The organism is Halomicrobium sp. IBSBa, assembly GCF_017612575.1.
In the GTDB taxonomy this organism is placed as follows: domain Archaea; phylum Halobacteriota; class Halobacteria; order Halobacteriales; family Haloarculaceae; genus Halomicrobium.
Genome location: NZ_JADPQC010000001.1, coordinates 455,703 through 480,394, shown reverse-complemented (window position 1 = coordinate 480,394; position 24,692 = coordinate 455,703). Strand labels below are relative to the sequence as shown.

At 67.4% G+C, this 24,692-nt stretch carries 29 protein-coding genes and 1 tRNA gene; 16 read left to right on the top strand and 14 right to left on the bottom strand.

Going from position 1 to position 24,692, the window contains the following annotated elements:
* Positions 1-11: 11 nt before the first annotated feature.
* Entirely contained in the window at positions 12-596 is a 585-nt protein-coding gene (locus IL252_RS02595) for a GNAT family N-acetyltransferase (protein ID WP_208626505.1), read from the top strand.
* 20 nt (positions 597-616) lie between these two features.
* Here IL252_RS02595 and glyA read toward each other — a convergent pair whose 3' ends face one another.
* Positions 617-1,861 (bottom strand): serine hydroxymethyltransferase, encoded by a 1,245-nt coding sequence (gene glyA / locus IL252_RS02590; protein ID WP_208626504.1) that lies wholly within the window; start codon positions 1,859-1,861, stop codon positions 617-619.
* A gap of 94 nt (positions 1,862-1,955) precedes the next feature.
* A complete protein-coding gene (locus IL252_RS02585) occupies positions 1,956-2,579 on the bottom strand; it encodes an NUDIX hydrolase (protein WP_208626503.1) in 624 nt (207 codons plus the stop codon).
* A 110-nt stretch (positions 2,580-2,689) separates the two neighbouring features.
* On the opposite strand from IL252_RS02585, the gene IL252_RS02580 reads away from it, so the two are divergent.
* Positions 2,690-3,637 (top strand): helix-turn-helix transcriptional regulator, encoded by a 948-nt coding sequence (locus IL252_RS02580; RefSeq protein WP_208626502.1) that lies wholly within the window; start codon positions 2,690-2,692, stop codon positions 3,635-3,637.
* Positions 3,638-3,748: 111 nt separating this feature from the next.
* On the opposite strand, the gene IL252_RS02575 is transcribed toward IL252_RS02580, so the two are convergent.
* Entirely contained in the window at positions 3,749-4,468 is a 720-nt protein-coding gene (locus IL252_RS02575; protein ID WP_208626501.1) for an archaeal proteasome endopeptidase complex subunit alpha, read from the bottom strand.
* Entirely contained in the window at positions 4,468-5,166 is a 699-nt protein-coding gene (locus IL252_RS02570) for a proteasome subunit beta (protein WP_208626500.1), read from the bottom strand. Before IL252_RS02570 ends, IL252_RS02575 begins: the two co-directional genes overlap by 1 nt.
* A 126-nt stretch (positions 5,167-5,292) precedes the next feature.
* Between IL252_RS02570 and IL252_RS02565 the strand changes: the two genes are divergently transcribed.
* From IL252_RS02565 to IL252_RS02535, 7 genes are all read left to right on the top strand, one after another.
* Complete coding sequence (locus IL252_RS02565) at positions 5,293-6,051, top strand: DUF6293 family protein (protein WP_244256731.1); 759 nt, start codon at positions 5,293-5,295, stop codon at positions 6,049-6,051.
* A gap of 121 nt (positions 6,052-6,172) precedes the next feature.
* The gene (locus IL252_RS02560; RefSeq protein ID WP_170094924.1) at positions 6,173-6,337 is read left to right on the top strand and encodes a hypothetical protein; all 165 of its coding nucleotides are present in this window, start codon (positions 6,173-6,175) and stop codon (positions 6,335-6,337) included.
* 251 nt (positions 6,338-6,588) lie between these two features.
* Complete coding sequence (locus IL252_RS02555; RefSeq protein WP_208626498.1) at positions 6,589-8,217, top strand: MBL fold metallo-hydrolase; 1,629 nt, start codon at positions 6,589-6,591, stop codon at positions 8,215-8,217.
* 43 nt (positions 8,218-8,260) lie between these two features.
* Positions 8,261-9,943 (top strand): methylmalonyl-CoA mutase, encoded by a 1,683-nt coding sequence (locus IL252_RS02550; protein ID WP_170094922.1) that lies wholly within the window; start codon positions 8,261-8,263, stop codon positions 9,941-9,943.
* A 58-nt stretch (positions 9,944-10,001) separates the two neighbouring features.
* Positions 10,002-10,442 (top strand): hypothetical protein, encoded by a 441-nt coding sequence (locus IL252_RS02545; protein ID WP_208626496.1) that lies wholly within the window; start codon positions 10,002-10,004, stop codon positions 10,440-10,442.
* A gap of 40 nt (positions 10,443-10,482) precedes the next feature.
* Complete coding sequence (mce, locus tag IL252_RS02540) at positions 10,483-10,872, top strand: methylmalonyl-CoA epimerase (RefSeq protein WP_208626494.1); 390 nt, start codon at positions 10,483-10,485, stop codon at positions 10,870-10,872.
* Between the two features lie 69 nt (positions 10,873-10,941).
* Positions 10,942-11,910 carry a sugar phosphate nucleotidyltransferase gene (locus IL252_RS02535; protein WP_208626493.1) on the top strand — a complete coding sequence of 323 codons (969 nt, stop codon included), beginning with the start codon at positions 10,942-10,944 and terminating at the stop codon, positions 11,908-11,910.
* Between the two features lie 18 nt (positions 11,911-11,928).
* On the opposite strand, the gene IL252_RS02530 is transcribed toward IL252_RS02535, so the two are convergent.
* Positions 11,929-13,185 carry an NAD(P)/FAD-dependent oxidoreductase gene (locus IL252_RS02530; RefSeq protein ID WP_208626492.1) on the bottom strand — a complete coding sequence of 419 codons (1,257 nt, stop codon included), beginning with the start codon at positions 13,183-13,185 and terminating at the stop codon, positions 11,929-11,931.
* Between the two features lie 156 nt (positions 13,186-13,341).
* On the opposite strand from IL252_RS02530, the gene IL252_RS02525 reads away from it, so the two are divergent.
* Positions 13,342-13,968: a helix-turn-helix domain-containing protein gene (locus tag IL252_RS02525; RefSeq protein ID WP_244256729.1), complete on the top strand. Its 627-nt coding sequence runs from the start codon at positions 13,342-13,344 to the stop codon at positions 13,966-13,968.
* 82 nt (positions 13,969-14,050) lie between these two features.
* Positions 14,051-15,169, top strand: a complete 1,119-nt coding sequence (locus tag IL252_RS02520) for a pyridoxal-phosphate dependent enzyme (protein ID WP_208626491.1) — start codon at positions 14,051-14,053, stop codon at positions 15,167-15,169.
* Here the strand turns inward: IL252_RS02520 and IL252_RS02515 are convergent.
* From IL252_RS02515 to IL252_RS02485, 7 genes are all read right to left on the bottom strand, one after another.
* The gene (locus IL252_RS02515; protein ID WP_208626490.1) at positions 15,166-15,777 is read right to left on the bottom strand and encodes a J domain-containing protein; all 612 of its coding nucleotides are present in this window, start codon (positions 15,775-15,777) and stop codon (positions 15,166-15,168) included. The two genes, IL252_RS02520 and IL252_RS02515, sit on opposite strands and share 4 nt — an antisense overlap.
* A 49-nt stretch (positions 15,778-15,826) precedes the next feature.
* The gene (locus tag IL252_RS02510) at positions 15,827-16,582 is read right to left on the bottom strand and encodes a proteasome assembly chaperone family protein (protein WP_170094914.1); all 756 of its coding nucleotides are present in this window, start codon (positions 16,580-16,582) and stop codon (positions 15,827-15,829) included.
* Positions 16,583-16,586: 4 nt separating this feature from the next.
* Positions 16,587-16,769, bottom strand: a complete 183-nt coding sequence (locus IL252_RS02505) for an RNA-protein complex protein Nop10 (protein ID WP_170094913.1) — start codon at positions 16,767-16,769, stop codon at positions 16,587-16,589.
* A gap of 4 nt (positions 16,770-16,773) precedes the next feature.
* Positions 16,774-17,607 carry a translation initiation factor IF-2 subunit alpha gene (locus IL252_RS02500; RefSeq protein WP_208626489.1) on the bottom strand — a complete coding sequence of 278 codons (834 nt, stop codon included), beginning with the start codon at positions 17,605-17,607 and terminating at the stop codon, positions 16,774-16,776.
* Positions 17,604-17,777 (bottom strand): 30S ribosomal protein S27e, encoded by a 174-nt coding sequence (locus tag IL252_RS02495; RefSeq protein ID WP_015763826.1) that lies wholly within the window; start codon positions 17,775-17,777, stop codon positions 17,604-17,606. Before IL252_RS02495 ends, IL252_RS02500 begins: the two co-directional genes overlap by 4 nt.
* Before the next feature lie 4 nt (positions 17,778-17,781).
* Positions 17,782-18,066 (bottom strand): 50S ribosomal protein L44e, encoded by a 285-nt coding sequence (locus tag IL252_RS02490; RefSeq protein ID WP_153553916.1) that lies wholly within the window; start codon positions 18,064-18,066, stop codon positions 17,782-17,784.
* A gap of 75 nt (positions 18,067-18,141) precedes the next feature.
* Complete coding sequence (locus tag IL252_RS02485; protein ID WP_208626488.1) at positions 18,142-18,369, bottom strand: hypothetical protein; 228 nt, start codon at positions 18,367-18,369, stop codon at positions 18,142-18,144.
* 179 nt (positions 18,370-18,548) lie between these two features.
* Between IL252_RS02485 and IL252_RS02480 the strand changes: the two genes are divergently transcribed.
* Both IL252_RS02480 and IL252_RS02475 read left to right on the top strand, forming a co-directional pair.
* The gene (locus tag IL252_RS02480; RefSeq protein ID WP_153553914.1) at positions 18,549-18,809 is read left to right on the top strand and encodes an HAH_0734 family protein; all 261 of its coding nucleotides are present in this window, start codon (positions 18,549-18,551) and stop codon (positions 18,807-18,809) included.
* 158 nt (positions 18,810-18,967) lie between these two features.
* Positions 18,968-19,639 carry a ribonuclease HI family protein gene (locus IL252_RS02475; protein WP_208626487.1) on the top strand — a complete coding sequence of 224 codons (672 nt, stop codon included), beginning with the start codon at positions 18,968-18,970 and terminating at the stop codon, positions 19,637-19,639.
* A 57-nt stretch (positions 19,640-19,696) separates the two neighbouring features.
* On the opposite strand, the gene IL252_RS02470 is transcribed toward IL252_RS02475, so the two are convergent.
* Entirely contained in the window at positions 19,697-22,081 is a 2,385-nt protein-coding gene (locus tag IL252_RS02470) for a DUF2298 domain-containing protein (RefSeq protein ID WP_208626485.1), read from the bottom strand.
* A gap of 102 nt (positions 22,082-22,183) precedes the next feature.
* Here IL252_RS02470 and IL252_RS02465 point away from each other — a divergent pair, with 102 nt between their 5' ends.
* The 3 genes from IL252_RS02465 to IL252_RS02455 all read left to right on the top strand — a co-directional run bounded on the left by IL252_RS02465 (position 22,184) and on the right by IL252_RS02455 (position 23,554).
* Positions 22,184-22,951: a glycosyltransferase gene (locus IL252_RS02465; RefSeq protein ID WP_170094910.1), complete on the top strand. Its 768-nt coding sequence runs from the start codon at positions 22,184-22,186 to the stop codon at positions 22,949-22,951.
* Positions 22,944-23,405 carry a GtrA family protein gene (locus IL252_RS02460; RefSeq protein ID WP_170094909.1) on the top strand — a complete coding sequence of 154 codons (462 nt, stop codon included), beginning with the start codon at positions 22,944-22,946 and terminating at the stop codon, positions 23,403-23,405. Before IL252_RS02465 ends, IL252_RS02460 begins: the two co-directional genes overlap by 8 nt.
* A gap of 74 nt (positions 23,406-23,479) precedes the next feature.
* A tRNA-Met gene (locus IL252_RS02455) sits at positions 23,480-23,554 on the top strand.
* A 547-nt stretch (positions 23,555-24,101) separates the two neighbouring features.
* Here IL252_RS02455 and hpt read toward each other — a convergent pair.
* Entirely contained in the window at positions 24,102-24,671 is a 570-nt protein-coding gene (hpt, locus tag IL252_RS02450) for a hypoxanthine/guanine phosphoribosyltransferase (protein ID WP_153553910.1), read from the bottom strand.
* Positions 24,672-24,692 lie beyond the last annotated feature (21 nt).

The window sequence follows — 24,692 nt, the reverse complement described above, 5'->3', positions numbered from 1 at the left end:
TAGAGTCGAGCATGTACGTCCGGGACGCCAAAAACCGAGAAGAGGTCTGGTTGCTGGATCACATCGAGGAGATGGGGCTCGACGCGAGTGCGTTTCGGTCCCGCGACTACGTCATCGCGATCGACGAGGCAGACAACGAGAAGGCCGGCTTCGGCCGCATCCGGATCCACAGGACCGACGACGGGGAGATCTGCGAGCTGACGAGCATCGGCGTCCTCGACCGCTGGCGCGGCCAGGGCGTCGGCGCACACGTCATCGAACGGCTCGTCGAGTACGCCGGCGATCAGGGCTTCGACGTGGTGTACTCGTTGACCGACGAAGCCGACTACCTCCAGCAGTTCGGCTTCGAGCGCATCGAGGTGGCCCAGCTGCCGGAGAAACTCCGCGAGCGACTGACGACCAAACAGGAGAACATCCAGCCCGACGCGGTGCCGGTCCGGCTGGCCGTCGACCGCTTCGAGTTGCCCCAGCGCTTCCGCGATGCGTTCAAGGAGGCCGCCGCCGGTGCCGACGAGGAGGCGGAACCGGAAGAAGGGCCGGAGGACTTCGGGATCGACCCGGACGAGGCGACCTACAAGTACGACACTGGGCGGTAGCGTCGGCTCGGTCGGGCGCGCTATTCGTAGACCGGGAACTCGGTACAGAGGTCCGCGACGGTGCCGCTCGCGTCCGCTCGAACGCTCTCGTCTTCGGGCGCGTCGAGCACGTCCGCGATGGCGTCGGCGAGCCGCCGGGTCGCGTCGGCGTCGAAGCCCCGCGTCGTGATCGCGGGCGTACCGAGGCGGACGCCGCTGGTGACGGTCGACTTCCGTCGGTCGCCGGGGACCGTCGACTTGTTGCAGACGATGCCGACCGCTTCGAGCAGTTCCTCGGCGCGCTGGCCTGTGAGGTCGGGATGGCTCTGCTGGAAGTCAACGAGGACGAAGTGTACGTCGGTGCCGTCCGAGACCAGATCGAAGCCACGGCCGTCGAGGTGCTCGCCGAGAGCGGTCGCGTTCTCGACGGTCTGGCTCGCGTACGCCTCGAACTCGGGCTGGAGGGCCTCGTAGAAGCCCGCGGCCTTGCCGGCGACGTTGTGCAGCAGCGGGCCGCCCTGCAGGCCCGGGAAGACCGCCCGGTCGACCGCCGCCGCGTACTCCTCGCTGGCCATGATCGCGCCGCCACGGCCCGACCGGATCGTCTTGTGCGTCGAGCAGGTCACCACGTCGGCGACGCCGACCGGTGAGGGGTGGATGTCGGCGGCGACGAGGCCGGTGAGGTGGGCGATGTCGGCGACGTGGACGGCGTCGACGCCTTCGGCGATCGCTTGCAGCCGTTCCCAGTCGACCCGGCGGGGATACGCCGAGTAGCCCGAGACCAGCAGGTCCGGATTCGTCTCGCGAGCGCGCTCGGCGACGGCCTCGTAGTCGAGTCGGCCGGTCTCCGGGTCGACGTGGTAGTGTTCGACCTCGTAGTGGGTCGCGACTGCTGTCGCGCCGTGGCCGTGGCTGAGGTGGCCACCGTCACTGAGTTCCAGCGAGAGGATCCGGTCACCCGGTTCGAGGAGGGCTTCGTAGGCCGCGAGGTTGGCCTGTGTGCCCGAGTGGGGCTGGACGTTCGCGTGGGGCGCGTCGAACAGCCTCTTCGCGCGCTCTCTGGCCAGCCGTTCGACCTCGTCGGCGTGCGCACAGCCGGCGTAGTAGCGCTCGCCGGGACGCCCCTCGGCGTAGTTGTTCGTCAGGACAGAGCCCTGTGCCCGCAAGACGGCCTCGCTGGCGTGGTTCTCGCTGGCGATCAGCGTCAGCGTCTCGCGCTGGCGCTCTCGTTCGGCTGACAGTGCCTCGGCGAGCGACTCGTCGACTGGGGTCAGGTCCGTCGGCATGGCCGAACGATGCAGGCCGTATAATAAGAAAACTGTCACGACAGCGCGGACAGAGCGAACAGGACAGTGACCGTCGACACAGTCGACAGGCGCGTCACAGCCGCCGAGCTAGCACGTCGTCCTCGCGTTCGAACCCCTCCCAGAAGTCGGCTGCTCGGAACTCGTTTTCGGGGTACAGGCGGTCGGGCGGGCGCTCGAACCACGCTGCGCCGTTGAGTTCGCCCGGCTGAATCGAGATCGACCCACCCGCGTACACGGCGTCGAAGAAGACCCAGAGCGTGTGGAGTCGGTCGTCGTGGTCGTCCTCGGAGACTGTCACGCGGTGGACGACGAGGAAGCACTCCGTGATGTCACAGTCGACACCAGTCTCCTCGTGGACTTCCCGGACTGCGGCTCGCTCGTACGTCTCGCCGTCCTCCCGGCCGCCGCCCGGAAGTCCCCACTCGGTCCCGCCGCGTCCGAGGATCATCAGCACCGATCGCTCGTCGCCCACCTCGTCGGGCATCGACTCGGTGAGCGGGACGGCGTCGTCGGGCTCGCGAACGACCCACGCGTACCCGCCGCCGGTGTAGCCGTCGAGGGACTCCGCGCAGAGTTCCTCGAACAGGTCGCCGCCGACGGTCTCGGTCTCTTCCCTGACGGTCACGTCGTCGTACTCGTCACGGAGCCGCTCCCGACGCCGTTCGACCGTCTCGCCGTTGATCTCTCGGACAGTCATGGACTCAGTGACGAGACGAGGCGTCCACAAAAGCCCACTGGTACACACGTCGCCTGCAGAAGCTGACACGACGACAGCCCTTTTGTGACTGCCACCCACACGCATCAGTCATGAGTGGAGGTCCGGAGCAAGACTCGAACGAAGCGTCGACGAGCCCAGGCGACGCCTTCCAGGCGCTCGCCGACGACGTTCGCGTGGCTGTGCTCCGGACGCTCGACGCGGACGGGCCGCTGTCTTTCTCGGAACTCCACGCCGAGAGCGGCGTGGACACGTCCGCCGGCTTCGCGTACCACCTGCGCCAGCTCGACGGGCTGTACGTCCGCCAGGGGGACGACGACCGCTACGAACTCACCGCTGCCGGCCGTGACGCGATCCGGACGGTCTCCGCGGGGACGTACACCGACAGCGTCGAACGGGATCCGATCGAACTGGCCGAGGCCTGTCCGTTCTGTGCCGAGACCGCGCTCGTCGCGACGGTCTCCGACAACGTCACCGAGGTCGCCTGCGAGGACTGTTCGTCGCCGGTCCTCGGACTCTCGCTGCCGCCCAGCGCCTACGCGGATCGTGACCCGGAGACAGTTCCCGACGCGCTGGACGCGTACCACCGCCGACGCATCGCGTCGTTCGACGACGGCGTCTGTCCCGACTGCGGCGGGGCAGTGGACGCGAGTGTCGAATCCGTCACGGACACCGGGGACGACGATCCGTCCCGTGTGCAGGCCGCGTTCGACTGCGAGGTCTGTGGCGCGTCGCTCCGGTGTCCGGTCGCGCTGACGGTGCTCGATCACCCGGCCGTCGTCTCGTTCTACCACGACCACGGCGTCGATCTGTCGGACCGGCCGCTGTGGAACGTCGGCAGCGAGTGGGGCGAGCGGTTGCTCTCGGAGTCACCCTGGTGTCTCGCCGTCAGCGCCCGTCTCGACGACGAACGCCTGTCGCTGTACGTCGCCCGTGACGGGACGGTCGCCGAACACCGCCGTCGACCGATCGAACGCGACGGGGAGGCGTCGCCCGAGAGCGATCGGTCCGGCGCTGTCGACGACGGCGCGACGGCCTGATCCCGGCGTTTCGTCCCGTCGCGACCCGCTCACACGGATTGTTGTAGCGATTTACCGGCGGTCGTCTACTCCGTGGCGACGATCGCCGGTAAGCATCTACAATGAACCGTGTCAGGACCCCGTCACACCGGCAGATTCGATCGCTCGCTCGCGTCGGTCGTGGTCGAACTGATCGAACCCGTCCGACCCGAGTATCGCGATGTCGACCGTCGTCGCGGTCGGATCGGTCTGTCCTGCCAGCGCCCGGAGTGCCAGATCGACGCCGCGCTGGGTGTCCAGTCCGCGTTCGTATCGCTCTTCGAGGCTCTCTCTGATCTCGCCGCTCCCGGCACCGATCGCCGTCGCCCGCCACTCGTAGGGCGTCCCCGACGGCTCCACCTCGAAGAGGCGCGGCCGGTCGCCGCTCCCACCGGCCACGAGCAACGACGCACCGAAGGGTCTCGTCCCGCCGCTCTGGGTCGATTCCTGGATGTGGTCCGCGATGGCCTTGGCAACAGGTTCGACGCCTGGGCGTTCCCCGTACCGCAGCCGATCCCGCTGGGCGTAGGTCCGCCCGGCGTCGACGAGGCGGCGGCCGTCGGCGACGTGGCCGGCGGTGCCCATTCCGATTCGCCCGTCGATATCGTGGAGCTTCTCGATGCTGTCCGGTTCGATCAGTCGCGAGCGACGGCGTCGATCCGTCGCGAGCACGACCGCGTCCGCCGTTCGAACCCCGACGGTCGGACTCCCGCGCTTGACCGCCTCGCGTGCGTACTCCACCTGGTAGAGCCGGCCGTCGGGCGAGAAGATCGTGTGGCCCCGATCGTACGCCTGCTGGTCGTTCGACTGCATCAGCTCGCCTCTTCGATCTCGACGGTTTCGTCGGTGATCGTGGCCACCGTGACGCCGTCGCCGCTGGCGGTGTCGCGCTCGCTGGCGGCCCGGACGGCGTCGGTCGCCGTCTCCGTGGCGGCCGTGACGGACTGTTCCGAATCGAAGCGGCGTTCGAGGACGCCGTACGCGACCTGCATTCCGCTGCCCGCGGCGGCGTAGCTGTCTGCCAGTACACTCCCGCCGCCGTCGAGTTCGAAAACGTGGGGACCGGACGCGTCGACACCGGCCAGTAGTGGCGTGACGCGCGTTCCCCGGACCACTCGCCCGGCGGTCCGGGCGAGCGCGGTCACGGTCATCGGTTCGCCCCGGCGTGACTCGTAGAGATCGGCCTCTGCCCGGAGGCTTCGGACGACCGCCTGTGCGGGGCCGACGGACCCTGAGATCGCTACCGCCGCCGTGGGATGCACCCGTTCGATCTTCTGGACGTTCTTGTTCGCCGTGAACCGGCCGCCGAGACTCATGCGCTGATCGGCGGCCATCACGACGCTCTCGCCCGCTTCGAGCGCGACGATCGTCGTCCCGGTGTCGTAGATCGCACCGCCGTTCTCCGCGCCGCTCTCGTGGCCGAGGGCGTGGTCGATCTGGCCAGCGGACTGTTCCGCGGGAGATAGTTCACCGAGTCCGTGCTGTCTCCGTTCGAGATCGTGTCGTACCATCGAACCGTGATACGGGTGGCGGTGCAAAATATGTTAGCTAAAATATATTTTAGCGGCGGGCGGTCTCCCAAACACGACCCGGTCGTGCTCCCGGAAATCCATGTCGTCCTTGTCGACACAGTATTTATGTGCGAAGGCATCGACGCCGTCGACATGGACGTTGCCCAGCGCGTACATCTGATGCCCGTCGGCTACGAGAACGATCGGATCGTCCTCTCTGCCCAGCGGTTCAGCGCCGACCGCGTCGTGCTACTGGAGTACGACGACCAGACGGCCCACCCCTCCTACGCCGACGAGATCCGCGACCGTCTCGACGACGTGGGAATCGACCACGAGACGATCGACTGCAACATCTTCGACTTCTACGACTCGCTGGGGACCATCGCCGAACTGGCGACCAGATTCGCCGACCACGACGTGTACGTCAACCTCGCGACCGGCAGCAAGGTCACCGCCATCGGCGGCATGATCGCCTGCATGGCGACGGGCGCGACGCCGTACTACGTGCGCGCCGAGCGCTACGCCGCGGAGACGGACGGCGACGTTGCGGAGGGGATCCGCGAGGTGACGGAGCTGCCGACGTATCCGATGGACCATCCCGACCCCCAGCAGGTGGCGGTCATGGCACACCTCGAAGCCGAGGGCGGTGTGACCAAACGGGCGCTGATCGACTTCGGCGAGGAGGCGGGACTGCCCTTCCTCGCGGAACACGACGCGGCCAACCGCAAGAGCCAGTATCGGCTGCTGGACAGTCACGTCCTCTCGCCGCTGGTCGAGACCGGCTACGTCACGATCACCGAGCGAGGGCGCTCGAAACCCGTCGAGTTGACCGACGCCGGCCACAACACGCTGCGGGCCTTCCGGTACCTGATCGACGACGACTGATACTGCCGGCTGTGGGTCTGTGACGAATCTCGCGACTCCGGGAGTACGGAGGAGACGATCGTCGCTGCAATCGTTCGTCTGAGGCCCCTGAGTTATTCCCGTCGAGTCCCTACCGTCGTCTATGGCAACGACGACCTACGACTGCGTCTGCGGGGCGACGCTGCGGTTCAAGCAGGACCTCGTGACGGAGGGCGGTGGTCGGACGCCCACGTGGCTCTGTGGCGACTGCCGGACACCGGTGCCGAGCGTCCACGCCGAGAAGATCAGACACCAGCACCCGTCGTGACGGATCCCGGCCAGAGACAGTCGTCGGGAGATTCGCGGACTGATACGGATTATTGTAGCCGTTTGCCCGGTCGACCGCACACTGTCGTGCGGTTGATCCGGTACAGATCTACAATAATCCGTATGACGCCCACGCCGACACCGTGACAGATGGCCGGTTCGACGCCCGGGATTCGTTCGTTCACTATCACACGAGTGGGATACATTTATTGTCGAATCGAAGTTTAGAGCGGGTATGATGGGTGGGTGGGAGTGCAGATAACGTATCAACACGCGAATCCTCGCGGGGGCAAGGAGTCGACAGTGTTGCGGTTCGAGGGATTGATTCCCGACCAGACTGTCGCCGTACTGATCGACGCTGGGAGCGGCGTGGTCGTCGACGACTTGCTGGACCGATCGGCCGGCGAGTACCTGACTGCCGTCTGTCTCACACACGCCCACCTCGATCATTACGAGTCGCTCGGACGAGTGATTCGGGACGGCGCACCGATCCTCGCTACGCCGTCGACGGCGTCGATTCTCGAAGACGTGCTGGCAGCGGGGAAGGAGTACTACGACATCACAGAGACCGATACCGTCCTCGAACGACTCGAAGCGTGCTCTTCGTGGACGCGCCTCGTCGAAGGTCTGCACGTCCATCCGGTACCGGCAGGTCACGCACCGGGTGCCTGTGGATTTCTCTTCGCCGTCAGAGACGACGACGTGTATCGGACAGTCCTGGCGACTGGGGACTTTACTCGACGTGGTGCAGCGGGCTATCCCGGCTTGCCGACCGACCTCCCGGTCGACGTGCTGGTGCTGACCGGTGCGACGAACTCGTCGTTCGAGACCGAGGCCACGGAGATCGTCGAGTCGATCACAGAGCGCGTCCTCGCCGGGGCACCGGTCCTCGCCTGTACGAGTGCGCTCACTGGCGTCCAGGTCGCCTACTGGCTCGGCCACTACTTCGACCAGATCGACGAACACGTCCCGATCCGACTCGCCGGCCACGTTGCGAACGTGTACGACCAACTTGGGTACGAGGTCCCTTCGGTCAAGTCAGTTCCAGTATTCGACGATCCAGCGCAGTTCGTCGCCAACGGCGCGCTCGCCATCGCTGGCCCCGAAGTGCCAGTCGGCGGGAGCTCGGCTCGACTCTTCGAACAACTACGGACCGACGCCAACGCCTTCGTCTTGCAAGTGACTGGCGGCGGGACGGACCCGGTTACGGCGGGTCAGTGTACGACGACCGCGTCCGTCTTTAGCAACCACCCGACCAGAGAGGTCGTCGACGAAGTCGTGGCGGCGTACGATCCGGTCCACGTGGTCGTCGTCCACCAGCACAACGAAGCTGCAGATTGCTTCAAGGACCACTACGACAGCTACGTATGGGCGACCGACGACACCGACGAGTACTGCCTGTTCGATCGAACTGGCTGGCAAGGACCTCCCTGGGTGTCAGAGCGAACCGTCCGAAGGGTCGAGGCCAACACCGACACGACCGGCCACCTGCTCGACGGCATCTCGGAATCGACGCTCCCCGTCCCGACAGTCGGACAGACTCCGTCGGTCGATCTGAGTGAAGAGGGGCTCCATCTCGACGGCCTCGACGAGCGCTTCCAACAGACGGAATCAGTTGCCGGCAGGGATTCACCGTCGTCTCCACCCAGCGACACGGCACCGCAGGACGATAGTAGTGAGACGACGGACGAGCGGTCGCCGGGATTGGCAGATATCGAGCGTCGACTCGACGCGATCGAAACGCGGCTCCGAGCCGACGAGTTCGAGGCCCGTGTCGTCGACGCCCAAGACGGCGTCACACTGTTGCGACTCGACGACGAGATCGACGGTGTCTCCCACGGGGATCGCGTGACGCTGTCACTCTCACTGGCCGATCGATGAGTGCCACACCACCCTTTTGATCACGCCGCCCGAGAGATCAGCTATGTTCGATCCCGAGGAACTCGACGAGATCCGTGCCGGCAAGGAACGCTGGCACGAGGAGACGGCCCAGCCGACGCTCGATCGCTTCGGAGAGCGCGAAGAGCGCTTTACCACCGACACGGCGGGCCGCGAGGTTGATCGGCTCTACACGCCCGCCGACGTGGCCGACCTCGACTACGAGGAGGACCTGGGATTCCCCGCGGAGGAGCCTTACACTCGCGGGGTCTACTCGACGATGTATCGAGGCCAGCTGTGGACGATGCGTCAGTACGCCGGGATGGGGACCGCGGCCGAGACGAACGAGCGGTTCCAGTACCTCCTCGATCAGGGCCAGACCGGGCTGTCGATGGCCTTCGACCTGCCGACTCAGATGGGCTACGACTCCGACGACGCGATGGCGGCCGGCGAGGTCGGGAAGACCGGCGTCGCCATCGACTCGCTGCGGGACATGGAGGTCGTCTTCGACGGGATCGATCTCGGCGAGGTCTCGACGTCCATGACGATCAACGCGCCCGCGAGCGTGTTGCTGGCGATGTACGTCGCCATCGGGGACCAGCAGGGCGTCCCGCGCGAGGAGCTTCGCGGGACGATCCAAAACGACGTGCTCAAAGAGTACATCGCGCGCAACACCTACATCTACCCGCCGGAGCCGTCGATGCGGATCATCACCGACATCTTCGAGTTCTGTGCCCAGGAGGTGCCGAAGTTCAACACCATCTCCATCTCCGGCTACCACATCCGCGAGGCCGGCTCGACGGCCGCCCAGGAAATCGCCTTCACGCTCGGGAACGGGATCGAGTACGTCGAGACCGCTCTCGAAGCCGGACTCGACGTCGACGACTTCGCTCCGCAGCTGTCGTTCTTCTTCGCCGCCTACAACAACATCTTCGAGGAGGCCGCGAAGTTCCGGGCGGCCAGGCGGCTCTGGGCCGAGATCATGGAGGAACGCTTCGATCCCGAGGACCCAAAGAGCAAGCAACTGAAGTTCCACACCCAGACCGCCGGCTCGACGTTGACGGCCCAGCAGGTCGAGAACAACGTCGTCCGCGTCGCCTACCAGGCACTGGCCGCGGTGCTGGGCGGGACACAGAGCCTCCACACGAACGGCAAAGACGAGGCCGTCGGCCTCCCGACGGAAGACTCGGTGCGGACCGCGTTGCGGACCCAGCAGATCCTCGCCCACGAGTCCGGCGTCGCAGACACGATCGACCCGCTGGGGGGCAGCTACTACGTCGAGTCGCTCACCGACGAACTGGCCGCCGACGCCCGCGAGATCCTCGACACCGTCGACGACCGCGGCGGCATGCGCCGTGCTATCGAGGACCAGTGGGTCCAGCGGGAGATCCAGGACGTGGCCTACGAGCGCCAGCAAGAACAGGAGGCCGGCGAGCGGATCATCGTCGGCGTCAACGAGTTCACCGTCGACGAGGAAGAGCCAGTCGAAATCGAGGAGGTCGACGAGACGCTCGAAGCCAGACAGCACGAACGCCTCGACGCCCTCCGCGAGGAGCGCGACGACGACCTCGTCGCCGAGCGCCTCGACGCTCTCCGTGTGGCCGCCGAGGGCGACGCGAACCTCCTGCCGCCGATGATCCGAGCGGTCAAGGCCTACGCGACCACGGGCGAGATCTGCGACGTGCTCCGTGACGCCTTCGGGGAGTACCAGCCCGGGGGACCGGCGTAGGACCGTCGTCTGGCGATAGCGACAACTGATTTAAGTAGGCGGTACATCGGGGGCACACATGGTCGAAACGAGACGGCTCGTCGCAGTCTTCCTGATCGGACTGCTCGTCGGCGTCGCCGCGACGACGGCCGTGAGCCTGGGCTTTCAGCAATCGCTGAGCGTTTCGGTGCCGTCGGCGTCCGTGTCCGGCAACTGTAACTCGACCGCTGACGTGAGCGGGTGGGCGGCACAGGTCCCGAACCGCGGCCACCAGACGATCCTCCTGAACCAGACGATCTCGGGTCCGGTGGCGAGTAGCTCGCTGGAGGGCGATGTCGACTTCCGCCTGACGATCAGCACCGACAGCTCTGCGTCTGACTGTCGGTACGAGGCAGTGTTGACGCTGCCCGACAACTTCGACTCGCTGACCGTGTTGCACGACGAGCGTGCTGTCCTCCGGATCCAGAACCGAGGCGACGGCACGTCACGGTTCTGGCAGCTCAACGAATCGGCCGCTTAGCGGCCCCAGCCATTAGTGGGTTCGCGCCGTCGGCTCGGACATGCACTTCGACCACGCCGGCATCGCGACCGACGACGCGGCTACGCTCGCGGCGCTGTACCGCGACCTTCTGGACGCACCGATCGCTCACGAAGAGCGCTTCGACGGGCTCGACGTCGTCTTTCTCGAACTCGACGGGGGCCACTTCGAGTTGCTGGAGCCGACGGCCGACGCCGACGGTGCGATCGCCGGCTATCTCGACGACCACGGCCCCGGCATCCACCACCTCGCCGTGGCGACCGACGACATCGAGGCGGCACTCGCTACTGCCCGTGATGCCGGCGTCGAACTGATCGACGAGGAACCCCGCCCGGGAGCGTGGGGCCACGACGTGGCCTTCCTCCACCCGCGCTCGACCGGTGGCGTGTTGCTGGAGTTCGTCGAGCACTGACCGCCTCTGGTCGTGGGGTCCGACGAGCAGAACAAAAAGGACTTACTGCCGCCACGGGTGGGTGGCGGTATGAAGGCTGTCGTCCTCGCCGGTGGTTACGCGACCCGACTCTGGCCGGTCACGAAACACCGGCCGAAGATGTTGCTGCCGATCGGTGACAGCACGGTCATCGACCGGATCCTCGGCGAACTCGAACGCGACGACCGGATCTCAGAAGTGTTCGTCAGCACCAACGAGCGGTTCGCGACCGACTTCGAGGCCCACCTCGCCGACGCCGACTACGAGAAGCCAAAGCTCACCGTCGAGGACACGACGGCGGAAGACGAGAAGTTCGGCGTCGTCGGCGCGCTCGCCCAGCTCGTCGACCGGGAGGGGATCACTGACGAGGACCTGCTGGTCATCGCCGGTGACAACCTCATCAGCTTCGACGTGGACGAATTCCTCGACTTCTTCGAGCGTGCCGGCACGCCGACGATCGCGGCCTACGACGTGGGTTCCAGAGAGCGAGCGAAGTCCTACGGGCTGGTCGAGCTCGACGGCGACGAGGTCGTCGACTTCCAGGAGAAGCCCGACGATCCCAACAGCACGCTCGTTTCGATCGCCTGCTACGCGTTCCCCGCCGAATCGGTTCGATTCGGGGAGTATCTCTCTGGTGGGAACAACCCCGACGAGCCCGGCTGGTTCATCCAGTGGCTCGTCGCCAACGACGCCGTCTCCGCCTTTACGTTCGACGGCGCGTGGTACGACATCGGCACGCCCGAGAGCTACCTGGACGCGGTCGCCTGGGAACTGGGTGGCGACGCCGTCGTCGCCGACTCGGCCACAGTCGAGAACAGCACCGTCGGTGAGAACGTCCACGTCCTCCCGGGCGCGGAGATCGTCGACTCCAGTCTCGACCACTCGGTCGTCTTCCCCGAGGCGACGATCCGGGACAGCGACGTCCGGCAGTCGATCATCGACCGCGAGACCCACGTCGAAGACCTCGATCTGGCGGGCGCGTTGATCGGGGCCCACACGCACATCACGAACGGCGAGTGATCGCTCGCTCCGCAATTCTCATTGCGTATCCAGCGCCGCTCCGGCGGCGATTCGACCGCTCTCCAGTGCGCCCTGAATCGACGACCAGCGGGTGTAGTCTCCGGCCAGCACCACCGGGCCTTCCGGAGCGTCGACCGCCGGCAGGCCGGCCCGGAATCCCGGTGGCTGGTCGAACTGCGCGAACTCGATGCGGTCGGTCGCGATCAGTTCGAGATCGGCGAAGCTGGCCTGGGGGTACCACTCGGACAGGGCCGTCCGGACCGTCTCGAACAGCGTCTCGTCGTCGGCCTCTCGCTCCCCGAGGAAGGTCCCAGCGTACAGCGCGTGGCCGTCTGGGGCGTACTCCGGTGCGACCGTCGACAGCGGCGCGATCTGGTTCGGCCGGTCGTTCTCGGCGTTGAGCACGATCCGTCGCCCCATCTCCGGACGATCGCCCGACGGCAGCGCGACGTGTTGGGTGACACAGCTCCGTGCCGTCGTCGTGATCGCTGCCACGCCGGTGAGGTCGCTCGCGGTCTTCGGATCGGTCGCGACGACGGCGGCGTCGGCCCCGACGGACTCGTCGCTGGTCTCGACGGTGACCCCGCCGCCGGGAACGACCGCGTCGACGGTCGTCCCGGTCTCGACGGTGACGCCCGCCGCTCGCGCCCGGTCGGCGAGTTGGGCCGTAATCGTACCCATGCCGCCGGCCGGTACGGCGGTCGAGCCCTCGGTGAGCATCTTGAACGTGTACTCGAAGACGGCGCTGTCCGTCGACAGCGATCGATCGAGCGTGATACCGCCGTAGAACGGCGCTGCGAACGACTCGACGAACCCCTCGGAGAATCCGCGGTCGGCGAGATACGCCTCGATCGAGGAGCCGCCACGCCGGAGAATCTCGTCGACCGAGCGCCCGCGCAGTTCGCGCTGGAGTCTGTAGAGCCCGAACAGGTCGCCAAGCGTCACCTCGTCGTTGAAGATCGTCGCCAGCGCCGAGCCGGGATCCCGGAGCGGATCGGCCAGCACCGAGCGCTTGCCGGGCCGGGCGATCGTCGCACCGGGGGTGAACCGTCGGAGGTCGAGCGCGTCGAGATCCAGTTCCCGTTCGACCGCCGGATAGGCGGGAAAGAGGACCTGGAACCCACGGTCGAGCGTGTATCCGTCGACGGTGCGAGAGCGAACGCGCCCACCGACGGTCTCGCGTCGTTCGAACAACGTCACGTCCGCGCCCGACTCGGCGAGGTGGCGGGCCGCGACCAGTCCCGCCAGTCCGCCGCCGACGACCACGACATCCATACTGGATCGTTCGACCGCGACCACAAAAAACGACTCGGGCTCTGCCCCGCCACCGCTCCGGTCGCGGCCGGGCCACGACGAGGCGGGGGCGTCGGGAGTGAAAGACGCCTTTGAGCCTCCCGGGGAGCTATATCGATCGACGGCGAGTCACACACGATGTCATCGCTACTGCCACTCGAACCGTCGGCAGCGGGGGTCGCGGACCGTGACATCGACCCGAAGCTCGTCGACCTCGCCGACGCCGAGGCAGACGAGATCCTCTCGGCCATCGCTTCGCGGACCGCACGGGACATCCTCGCCGCCGCCTACGAGGAGCCACGGACGGCCTCCGACATCGCCGACGCCATCGAGAGCTCCGTCCAGAACGTCAGCTACCACCTCGACCGACTCTGTGACGCCGATCTCCTGGAGGTCGTCGAGACGTGGTACTCCGAGCAGGGCCGCGAGATGGCGGTGTACGGCCCGACCAGTGCCGCCCTCGTGTTGTACGCCGGGGCCGAGCAGTCGACGCCCTCGATCACGACGGCGCTGGAACGGGTCCTCGGCGGCGTCGCCGTCGTCGGCGTCGCGAGTCTCCTCGTCCACAGGCGGTGGCGCGCCCTGCAACCGTCCGTCAGGGCCGTGCGAGGAGAGTCTGCCCAGCAGTCCGTCGTCGACGCCGCGTCCGCGTTCGCGACCGGTCCCGGAGGCGTCGCTCTCTGGACGGGACTGCTCGTCGTCGCCGGCCTGTTCGCGTTCTGGTACTGGCGCACCTACCGACCGGCGCGTCGCCGGACGGCCTGACTGCCACGAGGGCGTCGTCCGTGCCGACGAGCGCGGAGCATCCGACCGCACAGCACAAGGGAGCGGGGCCCACAGTGCGAGTATGGAGACGAGTCCGGCCTTTCGCGAGTTCGCCTGTGCAGACTGCGAGGAGACGTTCGAGCCACACGAGATCGAACTGCGCTGTCCGGCGTGTGGCGGCCTCCTCGTGGCCCGGTACGATCACGACGCCCGGACGGAGCCGACGCGGCCGCCGCTCCCGCTGGCCCGCGAGCGCCTCCACTCGCTCGACGAGGGCGGGACGCCCGCGACCGACTGTCCGACACTGGCCGACGAGATCGGGGCCGATCGACTCCTGCTCAAAGACGAGGGTCGCAATCCGACCGGCGCGGTGACGGATCGCGGACTCGCGGTCGCCGTCAGTGCCGGCGCGGCAGTCGGTGCCGACGCCGTTTCGCTCCCGACGACCGGCAACGGCGGTCAGTCGGCGGCTGCCTACGCCGGTCGGGCCGGCGTGGCCTCGCACAGCTACGTCCCCTCGCGGTGTCCGTTCGTCAACAAAGCGATGATCAACGTCCACGGCGGGGAGATGAACGTCGTCGAGGGACGCTATCCCGACGCGCTGGCGGCCTACGAGGACAGTGACGCCGAACGGTTCCCCGTCGGCCCGTCGTCGCCGTACCGCCGCGCGGGCGTCAAGGGACTGGGCTACGAGCTGCTCACCGGGCCGGCCCCGTCGGCGATCGTGGTCCCCACCGGCCACGGGATCGTCCTCGCCGCGATCCACGCGGCGATCGAGGAACTCCGAGAGGCCGGCACCCTCGACGTGACGCCGCGTCTCTACGCCGCACAGCCAGCGGGCTGTGCGCCCGTCGTCGACGCCTGCGGGACCGCCGACGCGGTCGCGGCCACGGAACAGCCCGACACGATCGTCGGCCCCCTGGAAGTCCCCGATCCCGCGGTCGGCTCGCTCGCCGTCGCGGCTGTCGACGAGACCGGCGGGCGCGGCGTCGCCGTCTCGGACAGCGACGCGTTGCAGGCGGCCGTCGACGCGGCCGGCACTGCCGGCGTCGAACTCAGCGCGACCGGCGGCGTCGCCCTGGCCGGCGCGCGCGAACTCGCCGCGGAGTTCGACGAGGGGACGGTCGCGCTGGTCAACCCCGTCGCGGGCTCGAAGGAGGACGACCTGCTTCGCAGCCACCTCATGAGTCAGGGCATCTAGTCGGCGGCGTGTTGCTTCGCTCTCGTGTAGGCCCGTCTGACGCGCTTGAACGCCTCTTCGTCGCCACCGTGGTCCGGGTGGACCTCTTTGACCTTGCTCCGGTAGGCTCCCTTGACTTCCTCCAGGGTCGCCGACGTGGGCAGGCCGAGCTCGCGGAAGGCGTCGGCCGTCGGGTGGTACTCCCTCCTGTCGTCGCTCTCCCCGGTCGACCCACCGTCGATCGCTGGCGTCTCGAACGGGAGCCTGGCACCGAGGTGCCAGCCCGGCATCTCGTGTTCGACCAGGACGGGGACGGTCGGCGAGCGATCGATCCGGTAGTACGCCCGCGCGTCGAACGTGATCGCTACGTCGCGCTTGGGCAGGTAGAAGGCGACGGGCTGGCCCTCGACGAAGTGATCCTCCGCGAAGGGCTCCTCGATCGCTCGCAGATACGACCGAAGCTCCTCGCGTCGCCGTCCCTCGCCCGTGCCGGACGAGCCACCCGCTGCTGGCGGCGGGAAGAGTCTGGCCGCGGCGACGAACAGGCCGGCGACGGCGACACTGCCGGCCACTCCGAGCCCGAGGCCGACGAGGAGCCACTCGGGCAGCGACCCAAACTGCGCGAACACGGCTCCACGTTCGGCTGGGGCGATAAAGAATCGTTCGCTGTCGGCGCGATCAGCCGATGTACCGCAGGTCTTCGTCGGAGGGTGTCGGCGTCCCCTGTTCCATCTCCTGAATCTTCCGGGCGACTTCCTCCATCTCGTCTGCGCGGTCTTCGAGTGCCTCGTAGTCGATCTCGAAGCCGAGCAGTTCCTGGAGGATCTCCAGAACCGCCTGCGCGCTCTTGGGGTCGACGAGATAGCCAGAGGTCTCGCCCATGAGACAGGCCGCGTCGAGGTCACGGCGGCCGCTCAGGCCAAGCAGGAGGCCAGAGACGCCGACGATACCGCCCGCCGGCTCGTTCTCGCGGAAGGCGACGCCGACCGATTCGAGTTCCTCGACCAGCGACTCGGTCGTCGACGCGCCGAGCACGTCGTACTCCTCGATCAGTTCGCCCGTCGGAACACCACCGAGGGCGTACACCGACTCGACGCCGAACTCCTCGGCCACGTCGAGGAAGGTGTCGGTCAGCCCGTAGTGGCCCTCGTTGTCCTGTGCCTGGTGGTCGCCCGAGAGCACGAGCATGTCCCGTCCGTCCTCCGGTCTGACGGCGTGAAACTCCGCCGACGCCAGCTGTGTCGTCCCGTCTTCGACGGTGACCTGTGGCGGGAAGTGCTGTGAGTAGACGCGGGCGACCAGTTCGCTCTCGAGTTCTTCGAGCAGGTGTTCGGCCGCGAGCTTGCCGACGTGGCCGACGCCGGGCAGTCCTTCGACCAGTACCGGATCGGTCAACGCACCGTCCGCGATTCGCTCGATCTCGAACTCGTCCATGGCCCTACTCCCGTCGGCGCCGCTTAAGTGCGCGTCGATACTCGCCGTACGGGTCCGCGGGATCGAACGGTGCCGGCGCGCTGTTGACGGCGTCGCTCCCACACTCGGGACAGCGCTCAGAAAGCGTGTAGACGGGCCGGTCGTGCTCGGACGCCCACTCGGAACAGACGCGGAGATCGGCCCGCATCGGCTTACTCTTCGTCTTCGTTGCGCTCGCGGTGGAACTGACCGGTGCCACCGTGTTCGACGACGACCGCGCTGGCACGGTCGGCGCTGGCTTCGAGCTCGGATTCGGCGCGCTTGTAGTCGGGGGCCCGGACCTTGATCCGGTACTCGGGCGCGCCGACGTAGGTGACTTCGAGTTCGACCTCCTCGGGCACGTCGGCGTCTGCGTCCGCGCTGTCGGGGAGTGCGTCGGCGTCGCCTTCGGCGGCCTGGAGCGCCTGCTTGATCATCTCGACGCCGTCACTGTCGGGACAGGTCAGGTCGACGTAGCCGGTCACGTCGACGTAGGGCACCGAGACGTTCTCGCGTGCGGTCTCGACGATCGCGTCGATCTCGTCCTCGGAGAGGTCCGTCTCGTCGAGCGCTTCCGTCCCGTGGATCGCCGCGGCCTCGAAGCCGTCGTACAGCGAACCGAAGTCGGCGAGCAGTTCGTTCGCGACGGCGGCGTACTGCTCGTCGGCGAGGTCCTCGCCGAAGGCCAGCTCCATCCAGTTGTCGGCCTTCTGCTCGTTTTTCCACTCCTGGATCTTCTCTTTGCGCTGGTGGTCGTTGACGTCCTTGATCGAGAGGTTGATCTGCTGGGCGTCCTCGTCGATCTCCAGCACCTTCACGACGACAGTCTGGCCCTCGTTGACGTGGTCGCGGACGTTCTTGATCCAGCCGCTGGCGACCTCGCTGATGTGACAGAGGCCGCGCTTGTCCTCGTACTCTTCGAGGTCGACGAAGACACCGAAGTCTTCGATCTCGTCGATCTTGCCGACGGCGAGTTCGCCGGATTCGGGCCAGCCGCTGTACTTCATCGCTGTTCGACCGTTTCGAGGACCGCACCCTCGATGGTCGCCTTGCCGCCGGTCGGGCGGGCGAGCGTGTGCCCACAGACCGCGCAGGCGACTTCGGTGGCGGCCTTGCTGAAGACCGTCTGTTCGTTCTCACAGTCCGGACATTCGACGGAGAGGAAGCTTCCTGCCATCGTTCTAGTCCTGGAACTCCAGTCGGCCAGCTCTCCATCCCTCGCGGAGGTGGGCCTTGCCACAGTCACTACAGCGGTACTTGAGGTTCGTCTTCTTGGTGGGTTTGTCCCCACCGGGCACCTTCGAGAACTTCCCGGAGTTCCCGATCCCCTTTGAGTTGCGGTCGGCCTGACGGCCGCCGATGTGGGTCATGCCCGACGTGCGGCCGGAACGGACCTTCTCGACCTCGTGTTCGTTGTGCTCGTTACAGTGCGGACAGTACGTGTTAAATCGGCGTGGCATCTGCATAGATATCGACCTTACGGCGAGGTTACACAGCGGTGCTTAAAACCCCGACGGTTCGGTCCCGGCCACCCGACGGTATCAGGAGAGCAACTCGACGAGCCCGGCGAGGAGTCCCGGAATCACCATCACCGCGAGGCCGGCGGCGACGACGACGCCGGGCAGGAGGACCAGGCCCGCGCTGGTCAGCAGCCACAGTGCCAGACCCAGCACCACGATCACCAGGCCGAGCAGGCGGAGGCCCCACACGACTGTCCGCCCGACGCCCGAGCCCGTATTCGTGTCACGCCGTCCGAACACTTCGTCCATGCCCGAAGAAATGTCGTCCCACGGGGAAAACTGCTGTGGCCGTTCGAGAGCCAGCCGTTCGTGACGGTCGGGGCTCGCTCCCGCGGTTGGCCCGCTCACGCCTCGCGTCGCTCGGTCAGGGCAACAGATTCGCGTTCCGCACCGTAGAAGCTAAGTGCGCTGTCGGCAAAGACCGGCGCATGAAGAAGCTCATTATCCACGGGGATCCGGGAATCCGGAAGGGTGCCACAATCGAGTACGACGGGGAGGAGTACGTCTGCTTCGCGATCGCCCGTCAGGGCGACTGGCACGGGCCGGACGAACCACAGCTGTGGTGTACGATCGGCAAACCCGAGGAGCGCGAACGGTTCATGCGCCGCGAGTTCGTCGCGATGCATCTCGACACCGAAGACGTCGACGCCGGTGCGGTCGGCGTCGTCGAGCCACGCGGCGAAGCCTGATCCTGCTGGCGGTCTATCTCGTTCTCTCTGCTATCACTGCCCTCGACGGTCTCTCGTAGCGGTAGCTCTCGACTGTCGAGGGCACATCACACCCACCGACATCGATAGGTGGCTACAGCTCCGACTCCGCGTATGGAACGGTCGCGACGACAGTGGCGGTGGTCACGGTGACGACGGCCCGCGATCTCCCGTCGGAGTCGCTGTCACCGCTGGCCGAGCGCGTCGAGCGCGTCCTGGCCGCGTACGACTACGAGGTGTCGGCAGCGATCGACGCGATCGACGCCGCGGTCCCCGGCATCGGCGGACTGTTCGAGCCCGGAACCGAGCCGGCGGAGTTGCGGGCGGCGATCGAGCACGTGCTGGCGGCCGACGACCACGAAATGCGGGTCGATCGCGACCTGGCCGGCGAGACGGCGATTCTCTACGTCGACGGCAGCTCCCGCGGGAATCCGGGGCCGGCGGGCGCTGGGGCCGTCGTGCAGGACGAGGCCGGCGAGTCGTTGCTCCGTCTCGCGCGGCCGGTCGGCTCGCGGACGGACAACAACACCGCCGAGTACGCCGCGCTCGCGCTCGGGCTGGCGCGCCTGCTGGCGCAGTTCGAGCCCGCACGGATCGAGGTCAGGATCGACTCGCGGACGGTCATCCGGAGCGTCTGGGAGGAGCGGGCAGATCCCGGTGCCCAGTTCCGCGAGTACCGCGCGGCCGTCGTCGCGCTGCTCGAACGGGCACCGGACGACGACTGGCGACACCTCGCGGACAGCGATCCGAATCCCGCCGACGCGCTCGCGACGGTCGGGGCCGACATCGCCGCGCTGGGTCCCGGTGGCTAATTCTCGGATCCCGCCACTGGGGCCGCCAGCGACGGGGCACACGCCGTTTGCTGCGGGCTAGGACGGCTCTTCGTCACTGTCGTCTGTGACCCGGTAGATCGTCACACTGTCGAACTCCTCGACCGGCTCGACGCCCGCCACCGCGTCGACGGTGATCTGGTCGTAGGTGGCCCGCTCGACCGGGCCGACGTAGACGTACCGCACGTCGTAGCGTTCGAGCAGCGCGGCCTGCTCTTCGGGCTCGCCGGTGTAGATCGTCCGCACGTCCGTCAGTCGCTCCTGGTAGGGCTCGTCTCCGCGGTACTGTGCCTCGTGGAACCACCCGAGGACGGTCGGGAGCCCGGTCAGACTGGCCGGCGCACTCGATCCCTCGCCGTCCGAGGCGTCCCAGGTGTACCCGCCCGGTGCCGCCGTGACGAGGACCGGTCGACCGGAGCGGTCGTCGAGCCAGTGGATCGCCGCGGCCTCCTCGGGGTACTCCGAGTCGAGGTAGGCGAGTCCGTCCAGCGTCGGGTCCGAGCCGTCGAACGCGGTCGTCGCCGCCAGCGGGGCGTACAGCCCGGCACCGACGACGAGGACGGCGAGGGCGACGCGGGGCAGCGCCGAGCGGGCCCGACCGAGTGTGTCCGCTGGGACGGTGACGCGGTTCGTGAACACCCACGCCAGCGCCGGCCCGAGGGCGAGACTCCACAGCACCCACACCTGCATCGACACCTTGAACACCGTGTTCATCCGCCCGGTCGGCTCCTTGAGGTAGACGAACTCGATCAGCGTCACGAGTCCGATGCCGGCGACGATCAGCACCGTCTCGAAGCCGGCGCTGGCCGCGCCGCCGTCCGAGCGTGCGCGGTCCGTGTCGCCAGCGGGTGCGGCGGTGCTCGGAGACGTGCCGGGCCGTCGCGCGAGGGCCCAGCACGCGCCCACCAGCGGGACGAACAGGCCGAGGGCGGCGAGATCGAGGACCGCGAAGCCGCCGATCGCGACGGCGGCCCCGACCGTCGCGGTGGTCGCCCGCTCGCCGAAGCGCTGGCGGCCCCGCGCCGCGAGGTACGCGAGGAAGGTGACCAGAAAGAGCCCGTGGACGAGCAGCAGTTCCGTCAGCGAGGATCGGTCCGGCAGGACGGCGATCCCGCGCCCGCTTGCCGGCCCGAGCCAGAACGGCAGCGACCAGAGCAAGCCAAGCGCGACGACGGTGACGGCGACGCCCAGGCCGACAGCGAGGCGCGACCCCTCCCGCCAGACGGCAGTTTCGGGGAACCGGTCGGCGAGCGGTTCGGGCAGCAGTGACCGTGCGTCGGCCGGTGCGAGGACGACCGTCAGCAGCGCCAGCCCGGCCGGCGTCGGGAACGACCAGGTGTTCGTGACCGCCAGCAGTCCAGCGACCGGCGGGAGGACGCCGATCACGAGCAGCCGACGGCGCGCCACCTCGCGGGCGGGCGTCCGGTAGTAGGCCAGACAGACCGCCGCGGCGAAGACGAGGAACGCGGTACTCATCATGTGGGCGTGCATGTCGCCGTTGAACCACGAGAAGAAGGGGAACTCGTTGATCGTCGGCGCGGTCGCACCCGGGTCGGCGTCGCCGAACTGGAACGCGAAATCGCTCCGGTAGTCGGTGATGACGCGGCTCGCGTCGAAGTAGTAGAACTGACCGAGCCCGTCTGCCAGCCCGTCCCGTTCGATCCCGACGACGCCAGCGAGCCACGCGGACGGGCCGTCGGGCAGGAGTGCGAGCACCACTCGCACCGGCGTCGTGAGGTTGCTCGCGAACCCGACCGCGAAGACGCTCAGGAGGCCGGCCAGCCGACGCGGGATCGAGCGGTCGGCCGCGACGTTGCCGGCGACGCCGTACACCGCGGTCACGAGCATCGCGTAGAAGCCCGCCAGCGAGAGGTTGTAGGCGAACCGCCCCGCGGTGCCGGTGATGCGAGTGAGAATCGCCGCGACGAGGTGGCCGCCGTAGTAGTACGCGACCGGCTCACCGGCGAACCACACGTCTTCGGGCGGCAGGCTCTCGGCTCGGACGAGTGACTTCAGCAGGCCGAAATCCAGCATCTTCTCGCCGATCGCCAGCGGGAGCGGCGCGATCACCGGGTCGCTCGCGCCCAGCGGGACCGCGAACACGCGCATCCCGACCAGGAACAGGAAGGCCCCGGTAAAGACCAGACAGCTCTCGCCGATCCGCCCCAGATCGAGGTCGACACCACGGCTTCCCGCCAGAGCGACCAGGCCGACCAGCACGGCGACGCCCAGCCAGATTCCTGCCGTCATCGACAGCCGACCGACGAAGAAGGTGACGAACCAGACGACGGCGATCGACAGTACGACTGCGACGCCCGAGCCCCCGTCCTCGAAGCGCGGGAACAGCCAGCTCGTGACGACGCTGCCGGCCACCAGTAGGGCGAGATAGAGCGCCAGCCAGAGCGCGACGAGACCGTATTCCATTAGTGGGGACAGCGTCACCACCGATAATACGCTTTTTGCACTGCCCCGTGGCCGGCGGGAATGTCGAACTGTTTTTAGCCGCGGTCTCGATTGCCCGGACGAATGGATCAGTCGGTGGGTATCGTCGTGCCCGCGTTTCGACCGGACGTGGATCGACTGGGCTCGTACGTCAGGACGCTCGACGAGCAGTTGGCTCCGGCACAGATCCGTATCGAACTCGACGACCCGGAACCCGGCGTCACCGAGCGGCTGGCCGCGCTCCCCGCCGCGGTCAACGCCGTCCCCTACCGCCGCGGGAAGGGAGCCGCGATCACCGCCGGCTTCGAGGCGATCGAGACGGACGTTCGCGCGTTCGCCGACGCCGATGGATCGACCGACGCGGCCTCGCTCGCACACGTCATCGACCGGGTCAGGGCCGGCGATGCGGACCTGGCGGTCGGTTCTCGTCGTCACCCCGACGCGACCGTCAGCAGCCACCAGACCTTCGCGCGGCGGTTCCTGGGCGACGGCTTCGCCTGGATCGCCGGCCACCTGCTCGACGTGTCGCTGTACGACTACCAGTGTGGAGCGAAGGCGATCACGGCCGAGGGGTGGGAGCACGTGCGCACGCACCTCTACGACGCCGGCTTCGCCTGGGACGTGGAGCTGGTCGCGATCGCCGGTGCGCTGGGGCTGACCGTCGCGGAGGTCCCCATCGAGTGGGAGGACAGACCCGGCTCGACGGTCTCGCCGGTGCGAACGTCGCTGAACATGGCGACGGCGCTCTTGCGCGCACGCCACCGAGCGAAGCGACTGAGCGACAGCCGCCTGCACGCCGCCATCGCCGCGACACGCGAGGAGGGTCCCGCACTGATCGACAACGATGAGTAGCCGCCTCGCTCCCCTCCGATCGTTGCTCTCGGGGGTCCGGTTCGGCAAGTTCGCCTCGGTCGGTGCGGTCGGGGCTGCCTTCGACACGACGACGTTCGTCGTCCTCGACCAGTTCGTCGGCGTGTCGACCGCTGTCGCCAACGCCGTCGGCATCGAGATCGCGATTCTCGTGATGTTCGCCGTCAACGACAACTGGACCTTCGCGAGCGAAGGCGAGGACGACCGCCGCTCGCTGGGCACGCGCCTCTTGCGCTCGCACCTCGTCCGTGCCGGTGGGTCGACGCTGCAGTGGAGCATTCTCTTCGCCGTCCTCGTCGTCTACGAGGTCAACGTGCCCGTCTCGGTGGGTCCGGTCGACCTCTGGCCGATCTTCGTCAAGGGCGGCGCGATCGGGATCGCCATGTTCGTCAACTACGTCTTCGAGAGCATCTTCACCTGGCGCGTCCACGAGTGAGTGTGCCGCGAGAGGAACCCACAGAGGACGACCGAATCACAACCCTTAATCAGGGGGAGACGATACGAGATAGTAGCGGGATGGGATAGCCAGGAGATTCCGGCGGGCTCATAACCCGTAGATCGGTGGTTCAAATCCACCTCCCGCTATATTTTGCCGCGAGCAAACTCGCGAGCGGCAAATCTACGCCGAGTGGATTTGTACCCTATCAGTCGCGCGCAGCGAAGCGAGCACGTCTGATTCCGGTTCAAGTCCACCTCCCGCTATTTTCCGAGCGACCAACTGAACGAGGAGCGTAGCGACGAGTGGGCTGGTCGCTCGAAATAGCACACGTCGATTTGTACCCCCTCAGTCGAGTGAGGAACGTCTGTCGAGGGAATTTCTCAGCGGACGAGCGTCGCGAACGATCTGCTGTACGGCAACGCCTGCACGGCAACGGACAGTATCACGACGGCGAGGCGGAGCGTCTCCTGAACGCCCTCGACTCGCTCGGCGGTTCTGTGCGGGATATCGTCACTCGCTCCGCTCGTTCGATAGCGCCCGCGCAGAACCGCCGACCGCGCCTCGCCCGTTCGTCCGCCAGGCCAGCAGACGCGACGGCCACACGCCTCCCCAACCGATTCGCTCCCGCCGGTCGCTCATCCCTCGCACACGGTCGTCGCGGCACGGCGGCCGCGACAGTGCGCGCCGCTCCTCTTAGTCGTCGCCGTACTCGTCGACCACGACGACCTCGCCGTCGACGACGTCGACGTTGATGAGCGTCTTCGCGTGGTAGCCGTCGTCTGCGAGCTTGTTCTCTCCGCCCTCTTTCTTGATGACACAGACGATGTCACAGATGTCCGCGCCGATGTCTTCGAGCGCGCCCGTGAGCGCGGCCAGCGTGCCGCCGGTCGAGAGCACGTCGTCGAGCACGAGCACGCGGTCGCCCTCGTAGACGTCGTTGACGTACATCTCGTTTTCCGAGTAGCCGGTGACCTGCGAGAGCGACACCTCGCCGTCGAGGCCGTACTGGCGCTTTCGGACGACGACGAGGGGGATGTCCGTCATCAGCGAGACCGCAGTGGAGATGTGGATCCCCATCGCGGCCGGTGTGACGATCTTGTCGACGTCTTCGAGCTCGGCTTTCCGAATGATCTTGATGACGATCTCGCGGAGCAGTTCAGGACGCAGCATCGGAACGCCGTCGCTGATCGGATGCACGAAGTAGTGATATCCGTCCTTCTCGATGATAGGTGCGTCCAACAGCGACTGTTTGAGCTGATCCATGTCGGCGGTACTTCGAGCCAG